This window comes from Paenibacillus amylolyticus (assembly GCF_047302515.1).
Lineage (GTDB): Bacteria > Bacillota > Bacilli > Paenibacillales > Paenibacillaceae > Paenibacillus > Paenibacillus amylolyticus_G.
Genome location: NZ_CP168019.1, coordinates 5,175,260 through 5,191,394 on the forward strand (window position 1 = coordinate 5,175,260; position 16,135 = coordinate 5,191,394).

The window sequence follows — 16,135 nt, forward strand, 5'->3', positions numbered from 1 at the left end:
CTCCAACTACGCTGTCGATTGGGGAAGTTATCCTAATGGATACGCCATGACACTCATCAAAGCCAATTCAGGCTGGGTCGTGTCCAAACGACTGTACTGGACGATAACGGGGATATTGCTCGAAACCGTAATCGCATAAGGCACGCCCGGCGGAATAGACTGCTCCCCGGATCGTAGCGATGCAGTCCGAATATGCTTCGTCCTTCTCGCTGGCACTTCGGCGACAATACCTTCGAGTGGTTCTCTGTCTTCAAAATAAATCGTGATGTGCAGCTCCGCATCCGTGGCACTGGTGTTCAGTACACATATGCTCTCATGACTCTCCAATGTGCCCCGGCTCTCCAGGGGAATGTAACCATCCGGAATGACCCAGTAGGTGTGACCTGTAGCTGCTGAAACATTCTTACTTGCAGATGTGGCTGATTCTGTCTGGTCAGGTGTCATTGAAATACCTCCTCCTTTTTTTTAAGAGTGCAATATAGGTTAAAAATTCGGGGGCTCGCGGGGCAGTCGCTTCGGAGGGCGGATCGGGCTGTGGGCCGCTGTTGGCTCGGGATTTCTTTGGCTCATTCGCGGGGGCAACTCTTAAAACCCGTGGGCTCGCGGGGCAGCCGCTTCGGCGGGCGGATCGGGCTGTGGGCCGCTGTTGGCTCGGGATTTCTATTCATTTCCCCTCAGCAGGGGAAATCCCGCTCCAAAGGCGAACGCTTCGCTCCCTCTACCCGATTCCGCCCTCCTCCGCTGCTACGCTCGCCGGACTGATTTAAAAGATTATTGCCTTCGCTATTCGCTGGGCAACTTTTGCTGGCTCGTTACTTCGTTTAACTCGCTTCGCTTAAATACAGACGCACAGGACTTAAAATCCTGCGGTAGCTTATCTCCTAGAGTAGTAAAAACATGTCCTTCTACAACTGCTACGATTACTCACCTACCGCAGATACATCTGCAACGGTTGCAACTGCAACTCGCGGATGGCTTCTGCCACCTGCTGGGCAAGGCGGCGGGCGCCTCGTTCCTGAAAATGCGTGTTATCCTCCACGCCTGAGGGGAAGTTCACATACTCGCCTGGCAGTACCCACATAAAGTCTTCCTTGGTGCCTTCAACGCCTGCCTGCTCGAACAGAAGACGGCTGCGCTCAGCCAGATCGATCAGCGGAACATCTTCCTCCTCTGCAAGCTCACGCACGGCGATGATATAATCGCCGTGCGTATCGGTCAATGTGCCATCATCTGCAAAATAGCGACGATGCACCGGGGTGACGAGCACTGGACGAGCCTTGGCTTCGCGTGCAGAATCGATATACTTTTTCAAATATTCCTTATATGTTGTGAATGGGTCCGTCCCACGTTCAGGGTCCGGCTTCTCATCGTTATGTCCAAATTGCATAAACAGAAAATCTTCAGGCTTGATTCGTTCCATAATGGTGCTGAGTCTGCCTTCATTGATAAAACTGCGGGAACTTCGGCCTGACTGGGCGTGATTATCTACTGCCACATCATGTTTGAATTGTGCTGGCAATAACTGGCCCCAACCGCAATACGGATACCCACTTTCCGACTGATCCGTTACGGTTGAATCCCCGGCAAGAAATACGGTCATGGTCTGATTCACAAGGGTAATCTCTAACGCATTGATTCTTGGCGCGGGACCGGAGAATGACAGACGAAGTCTGCCGCCGCGAACAACAACCGAGAATCTAACCTCTGCGTATTGTCCGGGAAGTGTGCGAATGGTTGGCAGTACCAGCCTGCCTTCACCAGCTTTCACGCGGGTCACTGTCTCAGCCAATTCATCACCTGCAACGAGTAATACTTGGTAGGTTCCGTCGGGAACATCCACGATGAACGATGCTTTGAGCGGAATACAGAAGCCTGAACGCAATCGGGCAGACATGGTTGTCTGCCCCGAATTGTTATGATGTTGTTTCGTGGGATCCGGCACATCGTCATCTCCGATGCGTTGTTTCTCATACACCAGAGATCCTGCCTCGAATCCGTATCCTCCGCGTTCCTCATATGCGGTTGTTGCAGTTACTTTCAGATAATCCCCTGTCTCATCTGCTCTTCCCGAGTCCGGTCCAAAGTTAAACTTCCAGCTGGTCACAGACACTGCCTGGCCCTCTGCCGCTGCCCCCATGACAACGGCCTGACTACCCTGAGCTTTATTCAAAAGCGATAACCTCCTTGGTTAACTTTCGTAAACATTCATTCGGGCGAAGATGCGAAGATACAGTAATCTGGCTTATCCTTTCAATCCGCTGGTGCTCATCCCTTGAACAATTTGTTTCTGGAAGATGAAGAACACAGCTACAACCGGAACCAGACTGACGATGGACATGGCGAACATTGCGCCCCAGTTGGAAGCAGATTCGCTATCGAGGAACATTTTCAGCGCCATCGACACGGTGTATTTATCAGGCGAGTTCAGGTACAATACCGGACCGAGCAGATCCTCCCATCTCCAGTAGAAGGAGAAGATGGCTGCAGTCGCCAGAGAAGACTTGATGAGCGGCATAATAATCTGGATATACAGTCTGAATTTATTACATCCATCGATGGTTGCAGCCTCATCCAGCTCCTTCGGAATCGTTCGAATGAACTGTACCATCAGGAAGATGAAAAACGGCATTCCGAAGAATGTAGGGACAACGATTGGAAGAATTGTGTTCAGCCAACCCAGCTTCGTGAAGATAATGTATTGAGGAACCAATACCACATCATGTGGCAACATCAGTGTTAACATCATCAAGGAGAACCAGAATGTACGTCCCTTGAAGTTAAGTCTGGCAAAACCGAAAGCGATCAGCGATGACGATATTACGGCACCGATAGTGGAAATAACCACGATTACAAGTGAGTTGGTGATGTAATCCATAAACGGTCTTCCAGCTGTGCCTTTCCAGCCATCCACATAGTTGCTCCAGATCCACTCCGCAGGAAACAGGGTATCCGCTGTGACGAAAATCGTACGGCTTTCCTTGAAGGAACTGAATAGCATCCATAGGACGGGATAGAGCATCAGGAGGGCAAGAGCTGCAACGAACAGGTGATAAATGGGCCATTTCACATTTCTCCAAACCATCGTTACTTCCCTCCTTCAGATTCGTAGAACACCCAGTACTTGGATGTCAGGAATACAGCTACCGTGAGTATACCAATCATGATGAGCATGATCCAGGCCATTGCCGAAGCATAACCCATGTTGTTAAACATAAACGCCTGACGGAACAGATACAGGGAGTACAGCATCGTACCGTCCATTGGACCGCCTTCGCCTTTGGAGATAATATAGGCAGGTACAAACGTCATGAATGCTCCAATCGTCTGCATAATCATATTGAACAGGACGATCGGGCTAAGCAGTGGCAAGGTGATGCTGAAAAATTTCCGTATAGGATTCGCACCATCCACACCTGCTGCCTCGTACATCTCAGTGGGGATATTTTTGAGACCAGCCAGGAAGATCAGCATGGACGAACCAAACTGCCACACAGACAGTGAGATGAGCATAACGAGGGACGCATTCGGGTCACCAAACCAGCTGATAGGCCCGATCCCAATTGCCGTTAGAGCGCTATTGATAACACCCTCATTACTGAAGAGGTTCCGCCACATAATGGATACAGCCACACTACCACCGATAATGGATGGCAGGTAATACAGCGTCCGGTACGTTCCAATCATACGAGAGCCAGTGTTCAGGACCATCGCTACGAAGAGGGCAAAGATCAACCTTAACGGTACCCCAATGAATACATACAGAAACGTAACTTTGACCGAGTTCCAATATTTCGGGTCATCAAAAAACATTTTGGTGTAGTTATCAAGCCCAATCCACCGCGGAGAAGTGAACAAGTTATAACTCGTGAACGACATATATAAGGACACAAACATGGGGATGAGTGTGAAGCCCAGGAATCCAATAATAAACGGGCTTATGAACGCATATCCAGTTAAGTTTCTACGTAACGACGAATACTGCCTCAATGGAACGAACCTCCTTCATGGATCAGCTTGCTCCCTCATCCTGGCTTCGGTCATCTGGACGGGGAAAGGCCCTCGCATTCGCGAGTAGCCCCATTCCCGACCATCCCTGAAGTGGGACGAGCAAGCCATCATTCAACTGTTATTTATTGTTCGCAAGTACAGATTCGGCGTTCTTGCGGAATGTTTCTGCTGCTTGTTCGGCTGTGATCTTACCAAAGTTCAACTCTTCAACCACATCTGCCAGCGATGAGATTACTTCTGGTGAACCAACCGGTGGCGGAGGGCTCATTGGGGAAGCCTTAGGCTCCATGGCTGCTACGAATTCAAAGACCTGTTTTGTTGCATCACTCAGCTCAGGTGCGATTGCTTCTTTGATTGCTCCGGAAATTGGTACACCGCGCTCACCTTTGATCAGTTTGTTGGCTTCCACGTCATTCACCCAGAAATCAATGAATTTCGCTGCTTCTTCCTTCACTTTGGAGTTCGATGTTACACCCCAATACATACTTGGCTGCATGTAGAGACCCTTCTCCATGTCCGGTCCAGGCATAGGAGCGAACTCCAGTGGACGGTCAGCTACTTGCTGTACGGCTACAAACTGGTTGGACCATTGCCAGATGCCAACGCCCTTACCCTTCACCAGATCCGATTCTTCGATAATGCCCTTGGTTTGGTTGGCTATATCCGGTGTAGGCGCTGCGTCCTGTTCAATCATGCGGCGCATAAGCCCGAAGAATTCCACAAACAATTGGTCATCATCATAACCAAGACCAGTTCCTTCTGCATTGTAAAGCGAATGTCCTTTGGTACGCAGGAAGTAATGGAAGAAGATATCAGGAGCTACCCCTCCATCCAAATACAGGCCTTTCTCTGCGGCTTGTTTACCCAGTGCTTCGTATGATTCCCATGTCATATTTTCAGGCATAGCTTCCGCTCCCGCTTTTTGAAGCAAAGCAGGGTCATATTGGAAGCCCAGAACGTTAACACCGGCAGGTACGCCGTATTGTTTACCGTTAATTACACCTGTGCTAATAACGTTCTCGGACACATCGTCTACTTTGATCTGATTGCCCAGATATGGAGCAAGATCCTCAAGCTGACCATTCTGTGCATATTGGCTGATGTAGGAAATATCCATCTGAACGATGTCAGGCAACTGATTTGCCGCTGCTTGTGGCGCGAGCTTTTTCCAGTAGTCATCAAATGAAGCATATTCCACGTCGATTTTGACATTCGGGTTTTTCGTTTTGTACAGGTCGATGACCTTCTGTGTATATTCATGCCTTGCATCCGAGCCCCACCAAGCGATCCGCAGGGTAACTGAGTCATCTCCAGATGCTCCTTCAGTTCCTCCACCTGAGCTACATGCCGCTGTAAACACGAGCAAAGCAGCCATCATCAGGAATATTGCCTTTTTCACCATGCCAATCTCCCCTTTTATGTTGATATGGTTGTGTGAACGAGTTATCCCTTCGTTACTGATAACGCTTTCACAAACTTGTTAATGTCATTTTCGCAAATGTACGACCAGAGTTGAATACACAAAACCGTCTTGTTGGTTCAAAAAACAGAGGAGGACAACAGCCTCCTCTCGGCGCTGTTCGTCCTCCCCAGACATGAATCACATGATTGGTAGTCCACTGTTATATGCCGATCCTGCGGAATTCCGTAGGTGTCATACCGGTCCACTTTTTGAACACCTGACTGAAATATTGCGAATTCCCGCCGAATCCGAACAATTCAGCAAGCTCGAATACTTTCACATCCCCACCTCTGCGAATATGGTCACATGCGCGTTCAATGCGCAGGCGATTCACGTAGTTGGAGAAATTCTCGCCTGTGACTTTTTTGAAAATCTTGCCCAGGTAATCCGGATTCATATACAACATCTGATGCGCGACCCCATTGAGCGAGAGATCCGCCTCTCCATAATGCCGATCCACAATATCCATCATCTTCTCCACGGCAGAAGACTGGCGACTGATATGGTTTTTGTAATAACCGGAAGTTAACCGGGCTGTACTGCTTGCAACAAAAGACTTCAAACCAGATAACGTATCGATATGAGGCAGTTCTGCCATACGCTGGGTGAATTCCGTTGCCTCCTCAGGTGGACAGACATGAACCATCGCCGAGTATAGCTGTACTACGTAAGAGCGAGTCACCTCGATTTCCAGCTGCTGACGTGATAATAGATCAAACAGACGCTCCACCTCTACCGCTGTTTCTTCGGTATTGCCCGATTTGATCAACTGACACAGTTGCTCCGCATCCTGTTCCACGTGCACGCCGTCGCATTCTCCCGCCAGTACCAGATCATTCTTCGTGATCAGCTTGCCTTCACCGATAAAGAAGCGATGGTTCAGATACTGCAATGCCTCACGAAACAACCGCCGGGACTGAATCATTCGATCTGCTTCACTCAGCGCAGCGGTCACTTCCAATTTATATAGTCTGGTAAATGCAGCCCGAACCTCTTCAATACTTTCTTTCAGTCCGGCCGGATCAGCTGAATCCGCGAGTAGAATGAGGAGTTTGCCTTCAATGGTTGTGCTTAACAGGACATGTGGGAGCAGGTCACTGGCAATGTTTTTGATCGCAAATAAGTGACTGTAATCATGTTCATCCACAATTCGGAACAGCAGTAACCGAACCGCGTTCTCTTCAAGCTCCAGATCAAACAGCTCCTGATAATACTCCAGATCAACCGGCCCATAGGTGCGGTTGGTCATGAACTCCAGCAGAAATTGCTCCTTCACATGCGGAAGGACACGCTGCAATCGCTGTTTCATCTCACCGGCAACATGCTCCTTCACCTGAGCATCTTGATGTTCCTGCAACAGTTCAGTTAACGCATCATGTATCTGATTCTCGTTGCAGGGTTTGAGCAAATAATGCTTCACACCATATTGCATCGCTCTGCGAGCATATTCGAACTCCTTGTAGCCGGATAACATAATGAAACGTACTCCCGGGTATGCTTCGGATGCCTTCTCTATGAGTCCGAGACCATCCAGACCTGGCATGGAAATATCTGTAATAATAATATCGGGTCTCGACTGCCCGATTTTGTCCAATGCTTCAATCCCGTTCCTCGCCGTACCCACCAATTCCGTTCCTGCCGCGGCCCAATCGACCACTTGGGAAATCCCCTCCAGAATGACACGTTCATCATCTACGAGCATCACTTTGTACATCGTCATCGTCCTCTCTGATCCAAGGTATGCTGATCGATACTACAGTTCCTGATCCGGGCTTGCTGCTCATCACCATTCCACCTTCATCACCGAAGGTCAGTCTGATTCGTTCCTGGATGTTAGATAACCCAATGCCCTGTCCTCTTGTCTGAATACGTCCTTCGTGCAGTTGTTCCAGGAATTCCGGTGTCATCCCCGGACCGTCGTCCTCGACTTCAATAATCACCCTATCTCCATCTGCTCTCGCCCGAATACGGATCCGGCAAGGGTCAATACTTGGTTCGAGTGCATAATGTATCGCGTTCTCCACCAATGGCTGTAATGTTAACTTCGGTATCCGTGCCGTTCCTACCTCTGGGGCAATTTCCATGTCGAAATCCAGTCTTTCCTCAAAACGCGTGCGCTGAATCGTCACGTAACTGCGGACAATGTCCAGCTCTCTTTCCAGCGTGATCCACTTCTCCGTCATATTCACAGAGCTGCGCAGCAGGAATCCAAGCGCCTCAACCATTTCCGAGATCTGACGTTGTTTCTGTACTTTGGCCATCCAGTTAATTGATTCAAGCGTGTTGTATAGGAAATGAGGATTAATCTGTGCTTGAAGCGCTTTCAGTTCAGTCTCACGAATCACCAGTTGCTTCGCATAATTTTCATCAATTAATTCACGAATCCGCTGAAGCATCATCTTGAATGTGCGATGCAGCAGCCCAACCTCATTTTGTGGAGACATCGGAACATTGCCGAGAGCAGCCTCCTCTAGTTTATCCAGATCACCTTTTTCGATATTACGCATCTTCTTGATCAGCTGCGCAATCGGATGGGTAATGCTGCGGGAGAACTTTGCTCCAATGATGAGTGCCGCCAGAAAAATCATGATAAAAATAACCGTGACCAACTGTTTAACAAACTGAATTTTTTTAAACATCTGGTCAAAAGGTGTTGTGTACAGATACGTCCAGTCTGTGTAGGAAGAATTGGCACGGGCTACAAAGTGTCTGCCCTGCTCAAACATGGCAATTCCATAGGGTTGGGTACGCTTCAGTTCCGACTCAATCTCAGCTTCACTTACCGAAGACTCGGTTGGATAGATTACTTCTTTTCCATCCGAAATCAATAACTGTGAGTCCTCTGCGGGTTCCTGCATCTGATCCTGTACGATTCGGTCCAGACGCACTCGGATAATTAGAGTCCCAAGCTTATCCAGTGTAAATGCGCCCCCAGTAAAAGATTTCACCTGTCGTACAGATAAAAGCCTGGCTTGTTTATCCCCGCTTGTGTGCCAGACATTGGAGCCTGTATATTGATCCCCCAGCGATACCAATTCCCTTTGCTTCGACTCCGAAATGCCTTCCCGGTTCCCTGCAGCCATGACGTTATTATCATTATCGATAAATAGCATGGAATAGACGTATTTCTCAGAACCCGCATAAGCAACCAATCGGTTGGTAATTTTCTTGCGCAGACCATTTCTCTCATATCCCGTCTCGGCCTTTTCAAGTTGAAGCAAATATTGTTGAAGCGGCTCGTCTGACATCACCTTGAAGGAGAGATTGGAAACTTCACGTAGTTGATTCTCAATGCCTACTGAAGACATATTGAGGACCTGCGAGGATTTCTCATAGATCTGACGGTCATAGATACTGAACACATATCGGAGTACGGACGCATAAAACGTAAAGCTGATTAACATCAAAATTCCGATGAGAAGAATCGTTTTGTGATGAATCGGCAGTGTTGTGAAAGCGTTCTTAATTTTGTTCATCCTAAGCGCTCCTTTGGCTTGCGAGGGGTGCCTGACATGCTATGCATTAGTGGTTTTATTGTAAGTTATTTTCATATTTACACATCCATTGGTCATCTGACAAGATATATTTATGCAACATTTCAGGTCATTAGAGAAGGTATACATCTGTGTCAGCAACTCAAAAAGAACACAAAACAGCCAGAATACCTTGAACAGATCAAGGTATTCTGGCCGTTGAATAACATCATGTTAAAGTATGAAATACAATTTACGGATTAACAAAAACAGTTTTCAGCTTCGCTACATATTGCACATCAAAGCCAAGACCTTCAGCCACCATGGCAAGTGGTACATATGTTTTGGACTCTTTGCCTACCTTATTCAGGAATGCAGGTGTATCCACAGTGACCGATGCTCCATTTACCTTCACAGCATTGGCACCAATCTTCACAGCAACCTTTCGATCTCCATATGTAATGGTTGCGGTTGAAGTTTTGTTATCCCACACCGTAGTAGCACCTACAGCGTTCACGATGTCTTGAATCGCCACAAAGTTTTTGCCGTTACGGATAATCGGTTTGTACGGTGTATTTAATGTTTTGCCACTCACAATAATATTCATCGGCTCACCTGTCGCAGGTGCAGTCAGCTTGGTGTAGTCGCCCCAGATCGTTTTGGCAAATACTTCGGCAATGGCCGCATATCCAAATTGGTTCGGGTGGAAATCACGATCTTTGATCATATGTGTCATCGTTCCTTCACCACCAACAAACTCCTTGGCCACGTGTGCGACTTTGACATCGGTACCCTGAGCAGTGAATTGTGCTGCAATGCCATCAATGGTCTGTGTGAAACCTTGGGATGCCTCCATCAGTTTGGCATAGAGTGCCTTGCCTGCTACTTCCGGCATCGGTTGATACTGGTCAGCGATGACAATTGTAGCTGTCGGATTAATTTCATGGATATCATTAATCGTTGCACTTACATTGGCTGTATATGTTGCGAGTAATTCTTTTACCTTGGCTTGCAGTTCCTGATCACTCAGTTTGTCTGCTGTACCGAGAAGCTCAGATACATCATTTCCCCCAATGGTAATTGCAACCAGATTGGCCTGTGCTACACTCTCACGGATTGCAGCAGTATTGGCTCCGATCTGTCCCGCTCTTGGATCAGGAAGACTTGGTTGAATGGCTTCAGAAGTCAGCGTTTTGCCATCCTTAATTGCAGTAGTGAAGTTCTTCAGGCCACTTGTTTTCAATCCGGCAATCCCGTAGTTGTCCACCTGTGTACGGCCATGCAGCAAACCTTGCTCATGCAGACGTTCTACATAACCATAAGGCAATTCTTTTGTGTTGGGCTCATAACCTACCGTTATGGAATCTCCCAATGTGACGATGCGGAACTCCTTAGTTACGGCTACTGCATCTTTCTTCGCTGTCAGCGAAGTCTCGTTTGTACCCGCTGGCAATACACCGGTTTTGGTGTCAGCCGCGTGTGCAGGCAATGCAGATGATGTAAAGAACAGCATTCCTGCCAACATGCTTACCGTTAAACCGGCAGCTGTATTTTCCCATATACGTTTACGCTTCATTCAGGTAACACTCCTTCTCGCAAATCTATAATTACACTAAATGTACGTGTTCAAAAAGGTCGGTTTTCAGTACCGAGAAGATGGGATGAAGCTAGAAATGGAGTAGCGGAGCGTAGGAAAACTACGTGAGCAACGGACATTTCGGCTGAATTCCATATTCGATGCTGATGATGCCGTTAGGCATCCTTCGTAATCAAAAGCGGACTTTTTGAACAACCTCACTAATATATAGTACATTGGTCATTCCAATGACATAGGTTCGTGTTACTCTATTCTATCATTTTAAAGTAGGCGTTGTCCTCTCCACTGAGAGCACACATGAAATAACAGACTCCCTGATGGGGAGCCTGTTATTGGTGAAGCACAGCTATGACGTTCAGTGATTAGTTAAGATTGCGGCTTATTCGAGTCCTCAGAGTTCGAATGACCCGTGTCGCTCTCCGGTTTATTCCCGGTAGCTCGCTCCAGATACCGATCATAACGATCGTCCACTTCAAGTGCCATCTTCCGATACTTTAACGTTTCCTCGACAATTGGATCACGTTCTGTCTGGATTCGCACTTCATATTTGGGAGGAATCAGCTGGCGTTCACGCTGATCGGTGTCGCCGGACTCTTCCATGTCCCCTTCCGTCAGCATATCACTGAGCCGTCGTTCCAGTTCTTTGGATTCATCCATTGTTTTCGCTCCTTATAATGAATTTCATTCCAAGCCGGTAGCCTTCGCTTCCTTCAACACATCCGTCAGTGCATCATGGATTTTGCCATTGCTGGCAACGACATGATTCACAGACAGTTGATAAGGCGTTCCGATGGTATCGGTCACCTTACCGCCGGATTCTTCAACCAGCAGCGCACCTGCAGCTATATCCCACGGTTTCAATCCAACTTCGGTGTAGGCGCTGAGACGTCCTGCAGCAACATATGCCAGATGAAGAGCGGCAGATCCGCCTGCACGCAAGTTGCGCACTTGCGGAGCAAGCGCCTGCACAGCGGCCATATTCAGTGGCAACGCAAAGGTTGTGTCTGCCGGGAATCCAACCGCAATCAGGCTCTGAGCCAGTTCTTGTTCACCAGATACAAGCATCCGGTTTCCGTGAACATATGCTCCTTTACCTTTTTCCGCAACAAACATTTCATCACGGGAAGGGTCGTAGATCACGCCGACAATGACTTCACCATTGTGAGCCAATGCGATGGACACCGAATAAAACGGGAATCCGTGTACAAAGTTCGTCGTTCCGTCCACAGGATCAACAATCCAGAGGAACTCTTCTTCCTCGGCCTCTTTCAGTGCTTTTGCCGAAGCTTCCGGTCCCGGTTCGACGCCTTCTTCACCCAGAATGGCATGGTGGGGAAAATGCGTGAGAATCAGGCGGCGGATCATCTGCTCCGCTCCTTTATCCACTTCAGTCACCAGATCTTGGGGTGAATATTTGGTACCAAGTTCAGCTACCGTCCCAAGACGGCTTTTGATCCATTCGCCAGCTTTGGAAGCTGCATTAATGGCAACGGCAGTATAGCTTTTGCTTGTCACGACATAAGGTGTCTTTTCCTTCTCATTCAAAGCGTTCACTCTACTTTCTATATCAATCTACGAAAAGTTGAAATACTTGTTAAAAGTATACGCCCCACAGGTCGTAAAGTTTCTCGTTGCCCAGGCCCCTTTTGGCACTACGGATGAATGATGACGGTAGACTCGTCCACCCACTCCACACCCTCTTCGTGATAGAATGCCAGCTTCTGCATCAGTTGCACAAGAGCCTCATCCTTGCGTTTAGCTTCGATCATCACGTCAAGCCTCGGGGTATCTGCCGCGATATGACGCAAGAAGTCGAGTAAAGGTTCTACCTCCACACCATCGGCATGACCTCGCAGATCCTTCTCACTCTTTGGACTGGAGACATGGATTTTGGGTGGCAATGGCTGATCAGCCGGTGAATCTGCCTGGGCAAGCGGTGACTGCCAGGTTTTTAGAATATCAGGCCACAGATCCCATGCCTGTTCTCCTTCGTTGTTCACCCAATGGTGATGGATATCAAGTACCATGGGCAATCCCAAGCGCTGGCACACGGCTAGTGTCTCAGGCGCATTGAACGTTTTGTCATCATTTTCGAGTGTGAGCCGCTCCTGAATGTCCCGATCCAGCTTCAAAAAGTTTTCTTCAAAACGAAGCGCCGCCGAAGGCTTGTCCCCGTATGCACCACCAATATGTATATTGTTCTTGGCAGTGGCATTCAGCCCCATGGCATTCAGCATCCGAACATGATGACGAAGGTCGCGAATCGAGTTGTGCAGAACTTGCTCGCGGGGGGTACTAAGTACGGTAAAATGATCCGGATGAAAGGACACACGCATATGATTTTCCTTCACAAAATCACCAATGGCCGCAAAGTCCTGCTTCAGTGCCGGGAACGGGTCCCAGTCATTCAGGTCTTCGTGTGTTGCCAGTGGAATCAATTTGGAAGAGAAGCGATATACATGAATATGGCTACCCTTGTTGTGCCTGAGCAATCGTAATGTATTGTGCAGGTTCTCGGCTGCAATCCGTTCGAGCTTGCGGATCGCTGCTTCCCTGTCATCGATTTTGTTAAAACTCGACATGGTCATGGTCCGGGAAGGCGAGGCGTTCTCTATAAGCACGGACATTGCCACGTAACCAAAGCGTACGAGCATGAATCTCTTCCTCTCTATTAGGGCGGAGAACCCGCACGGCATATTCAACCGTCAGGATGTACCGTCACTGTATATAACCAAGTTTTACCCTAAAAGAGTGACCATAATCGTATTCTGGCAAATCAGTCCTTCCGACCCGCACTTACAGTCAACAATTACTCCTGTGCTTGCTCCCCAAAGAACATCTCATCCGCAAGGGCAGTCTGGATGCGTGACTCTTCCTCAGTCAATTTGCGGATGAGTAGCATCTCCACCTCGGTTACCTCTTGCCCCTGGAAGTTGATCTCTGCAATGGAAACCACGATCTTGACGATGGCTACAGCCACGTTATCCGGTGTGTATGCAATCACTTTCTGGCCGGTAGGAAATACCCGGAAGCCCTGTTTGACCATTTTGCCGCGTCCGTATTCAAGCAGTTCGAACAGCTCCTGCTCATTCTTGAACTTACATACGGAATTGAATTCAGTCTGAAATCCCATGCATATCCCTCCTGATCTTGTGGTCGCAGGCTACGCCTGTACGCCGTTCTCGTAATTCAGTGCCTGCTTGCGGTTGTAACGCTCCAGTGCCAGTTCAATCATGCGATCCAGCAGTTCGGCATACGATACACCTGTCTCACGCCAAAGAAGTGGATACATGCTGTATGGTGTGAAACCAGGCATGGTGTTGACTTCATTAATAAGCAAAGCGCCGTCATTTTTCCGAATGAAGAAGTCCGCACGTGAAATACCGTTACCTTCAATCGCACGGAACGCCTGCAAAGCTGCCTCGCGAATGCGATCTGCGGCCTCTGGGTCCAGTGGAGCTGGAATCAGCATCTGTGATTGACCATCAATATACTTGGCTGCATAGTCATAATACTCACCGGAGGATACGATCTCACCTGGAACGGAAGCCATGGGCTCGTCATTACCGAGGACGCTGACCTCAACTTCGCGGGCTTCAACGAACTCCTCAATGACAACCTTCGTATCATACCGAAGTGCAAACTCGACAGCTGTTTTCAGCTCATCGCGGTTACGTGCTTTGGAGATGCCTACACTGGAGCCCAGATTCGCCGGTTTGATAAAACAAGGATACCCCAGCTGATCTTCGACCTGTACGATCATTTCATGCTCTGTCTGCTTCCATTGTGTCGCGTTAAAATACGTAAAGGCACATTGGTCAATGCCAGCCTGTGCAAACAGCTTTTTCATGACTACTTTGTCCATGCCGCCAGCCGAAGCGAGTACACCTGCACCTACATATGGCATATCCGCCATCTCAAACATGCCCTGAATGGTGCCATCCTCTCCAAACGTACCATGCAGCAGAGGGAACATCACGTCCAGCGCTTCTGCTCCGCCATACAAACGGCCAAACAGGGCGTTCAGCGCATCCTGCGTTCCACCCGCCGATTGCTCCAGCTTCAGTTCTTCAATCTGCGCGAACGGCGCATGCATGACAGGTCCTTTTTTCCACGTCCCTTGCTTGGAGATATAGAAGGGAACCAGTTCATACTTTTCATAATCAAATGCGTTTGTTACAGCAAACGCCGTTTGCAGCGACACCTCATGCTCGCCCGATTTTCCGCCGTACACGACGCCTACTTTTAATTTATCCATACTCATGTGTACCCTCCGATTATCTGTGCCTGATGCTGTCATGCTTGCATGCTCAGCACCCTTGTTATTCTGCTTGCGTTACCCTGGTCTTATTTTACACGGAACTGGATGTCTGCGTCACCGCATCCCGAAAATCTTTCGTCATCAAAACTCATCTGCAATATGAAAAAGCCGGTATACCGTCCGCTCCGTCCAAGCGTAAGAATCCCGGTAATCCCAAAAGCGGTGACGGCTGCTAACCGTATGTGCGTTAACAAGCGGCATACCGCCCGCATCAAACGCGGTCACAACGGTGCTGTGCTGAAATCGTCCATCTCCATCCCAATCGTAGAGAATAACATCGCCGAGCATCAGCTGCTCAGGACGCTCCACTTCTGTCGCGGTCAGACCCCAGCTGCTGCCTGACAAATAACGCTCCAGACTGTTGGAAACTGCCCAACTGTAACTCCACATTTCGGAGCCGTTCACATACCCTTTATACCACCAGCCAGCTTCTCTTCTACCAGTATAGTGGATGGGTGCGCCCCCTGCAAAGAGACATTGGGACACGTAATTGGTACAATCCACATCAAATTCCTCAAATGCCGGATTCCCCGCATTCCACCACCGATCTGCATAGGCAACCGCCAGATCTCTGCGATATGACTGTTGCCGTGAGCTTCTTCCTTGACCCAACACTTCCCGATTCAGCAGCGGCCGATTCATCGCCTGTACAAAATCAGCCTGTTGAAACGGACGCCCTTCCCCAGCAGGGCGTCGCTCCGGCACTTCTCGCTCGACCCGTCCAATGATCCATCCACCACTCTGCCGCAGAAAGGTTAACCGCTCCCGCTCAATCCGGTCCTCCCGGTGGGTGATCCCGCTCTTCTCGTAGAACAGCCTGCTGTACAATTGTACATCCACCACCGCTTCTTCCTGGCCATCCATAAGCGTGCGTACAAGCTTGGCGCTAGTCTCGCTGCGAAGAGGCACGGCGCGCCGCTTACGATACCATTCTTCCAGCCTTGCCATACGCTCTCCCCGTTCCACCACGAAGTCAGGATCGGTAACGATCCGTTCGCTGGTCTGTGGACGGTAGTCGATCTCACAGCGATTGTACTGGTTCACGTAAGTATATAAGGCACTCTTCCATTCCCGTTCCAAGCCTATGTCCCCCTTTGGCATGAGTTCTGTCTGGAATATTTCATTGCGTATATAAACTCCTACTATTCATATGAAAGGGTCTTCGGTTGTATGTACACGGCTCAGGAGGGAGATCCGAAATTCGGCAAATACAGGTACACGAGATATCTTATTCCTGCTCGCTTCACGAAAACGCCTTCATCGGTCCAAAAGCT

14 protein-coding genes are annotated in these 16,135 nt (G+C 48.8%); all 14 read right to left on the minus strand.

The features are described 5' to 3' along the window. Positions 1-27: 27 nt before the first annotated feature. The 14 genes from ACDJ59_RS22505 to ACDJ59_RS22570 all read right to left on the minus strand — a co-directional run bounded on the left by ACDJ59_RS22505 (position 28) and on the right by ACDJ59_RS22570 (position 15,941). Positions 28-444: a sensory rhodopsin transducer gene (locus ACDJ59_RS22505; protein WP_413405930.1), complete on the minus strand. Its 417-nt coding sequence runs from the start codon at positions 442-444 to the stop codon at positions 28-30. A 484-nt stretch (positions 445-928) separates the two neighbouring features. Continuing rightward, complete coding sequence (locus ACDJ59_RS22510; protein ID WP_413409888.1) at positions 929-2,137, minus strand: rhamnogalacturonan acetylesterase; 1,209 nt, start codon at positions 2,135-2,137, stop codon at positions 929-931. Positions 2,138-2,242: 105 nt separating this feature from the next. Then, entirely contained in the window at positions 2,243-3,082 is an 840-nt protein-coding gene (locus ACDJ59_RS22515) for a carbohydrate ABC transporter permease (protein ID WP_017690747.1), read from the minus strand. A gap of 2 nt (positions 3,083-3,084) precedes the next feature. Continuing rightward, the gene (locus tag ACDJ59_RS22520) at positions 3,085-3,987 is read right to left on the minus strand and encodes a carbohydrate ABC transporter permease (RefSeq protein WP_047841423.1); all 903 of its coding nucleotides are present in this window, start codon (positions 3,985-3,987) and stop codon (positions 3,085-3,087) included. A 139-nt stretch (positions 3,988-4,126) separates the two neighbouring features. Further along, entirely contained in the window at positions 4,127-5,410 is a 1,284-nt protein-coding gene (locus ACDJ59_RS22525) for an ABC transporter substrate-binding protein (RefSeq protein ID WP_413405933.1), read from the minus strand. 220 nt (positions 5,411-5,630) lie between these two features. Further along, positions 5,631-7,184 (minus strand): response regulator transcription factor, encoded by a 1,554-nt coding sequence (locus ACDJ59_RS22530; RefSeq protein ID WP_413405935.1) that lies wholly within the window; start codon positions 7,182-7,184, stop codon positions 5,631-5,633. Next, a complete protein-coding gene (locus ACDJ59_RS22535; RefSeq protein WP_413405937.1) occupies positions 7,159-8,946 on the minus strand; it encodes a histidine kinase in 1,788 nt (595 codons plus the stop codon). Before ACDJ59_RS22535 ends, ACDJ59_RS22530 begins: the two co-directional genes overlap by 26 nt. Positions 8,947-9,196: 250 nt before the next feature. Continuing rightward, positions 9,197-10,519, minus strand: coding sequence for a stalk domain-containing protein (locus ACDJ59_RS22540; RefSeq protein WP_413405939.1), 1,323 nt, complete (start codon positions 10,517-10,519; stop codon positions 9,197-9,199). 387 nt (positions 10,520-10,906) lie between these two features. After that, on the minus strand, positions 10,907-11,197 hold the full coding sequence (locus ACDJ59_RS22545) for a hypothetical protein (RefSeq protein ID WP_413405941.1): 291 nt from the start codon (positions 11,195-11,197) through the stop codon (positions 10,907-10,909). A gap of 24 nt (positions 11,198-11,221) precedes the next feature. Beyond that, complete coding sequence (locus ACDJ59_RS22550; RefSeq protein WP_197997992.1) at positions 11,222-12,085, minus strand: inositol monophosphatase family protein; 864 nt, start codon at positions 12,083-12,085, stop codon at positions 11,222-11,224. Between the two features lie 107 nt (positions 12,086-12,192). Then, positions 12,193-13,194, minus strand: a complete 1,002-nt coding sequence (gene uvsE, locus ACDJ59_RS22555; protein WP_413405943.1) for a UV DNA damage repair endonuclease UvsE — start codon at positions 13,192-13,194, stop codon at positions 12,193-12,195. 155 nt (positions 13,195-13,349) lie between these two features. Further along, entirely contained in the window at positions 13,350-13,673 is a 324-nt protein-coding gene (locus tag ACDJ59_RS22560; RefSeq protein WP_017690758.1) for a hypothetical protein, read from the minus strand. A gap of 30 nt (positions 13,674-13,703) precedes the next feature. Then, positions 13,704-14,804, minus strand: coding sequence for a D-alanine--D-alanine ligase (locus tag ACDJ59_RS22565; RefSeq protein ID WP_338590710.1), 1,101 nt, complete (start codon positions 14,802-14,804; stop codon positions 13,704-13,706). Positions 14,805-14,942: 138 nt separating this feature from the next. After that, positions 14,943-15,941, minus strand: coding sequence for an amidase domain-containing protein (locus ACDJ59_RS22570; RefSeq protein ID WP_413405946.1), 999 nt, complete (start codon positions 15,939-15,941; stop codon positions 14,943-14,945). Positions 15,942-16,135: the final 194 nt, after the last annotated feature.

Bases quoted from the DNA above. Each gene is read 5' to 3' on its own strand.
- ACDJ59_RS22505 (WP_413405930.1), bottom strand. From the start codon at position 444: ATGACACCTGACCAGACAGAATCAGCCACATCTGCAAGTAAGAATGTT.
- ACDJ59_RS22510 (WP_413409888.1), bottom strand. From the start codon at position 2,137: ATGGGGGCAGCGGCAGAGGGCCAGGCAGTGTCTGTGACCAGCTGGAAG.
- ACDJ59_RS22515 (WP_017690747.1), bottom strand. From the start codon at position 3,082: ATGGTTTGGAGAAATGTGAAATGGCCCATTTATCACCTGTTCGTTGCA.
- ACDJ59_RS22525 (WP_413405933.1), bottom strand. From the start codon at position 5,410: ATGGTGAAAAAGGCAATATTCCTGATGATGGCTGCTTTGCTCGTGTTT.
- ACDJ59_RS22530 (WP_413405935.1), bottom strand. From the start codon at position 7,184: ATGTACAAAGTGATGCTCGTAGATGATGAACGTGTCATTCTGGAGGGG.
- ACDJ59_RS22535 (WP_413405937.1), bottom strand. From the start codon at position 8,946: ATGAACAAAATTAAGAACGCTTTCACAACACTGCCGATTCATCACAAA.
- ACDJ59_RS22540 (WP_413405939.1), bottom strand. From the start codon at position 10,519: ATGAAGCGTAAACGTATATGGGAAAATACAGCTGCCGGTTTAACGGTA.
- ACDJ59_RS22545 (WP_413405941.1), bottom strand. From the start codon at position 11,197: ATGGATGAATCCAAAGAACTGGAACGACGGCTCAGTGATATGCTGACG.
- uvsE (WP_413405943.1), bottom strand. From the start codon at position 13,194: ATGCTCGTACGCTTTGGTTACGTGGCAATGTCCGTGCTTATAGAGAAC.
- ACDJ59_RS22560 (WP_017690758.1), bottom strand. From the start codon at position 13,673: ATGGGATTTCAGACTGAATTCAATTCCGTATGTAAGTTCAAGAATGAG.
- ACDJ59_RS22565 (WP_338590710.1), bottom strand. From the start codon at position 14,804: ATGAGTATGGATAAATTAAAAGTAGGCGTCGTGTACGGCGGAAAATCG.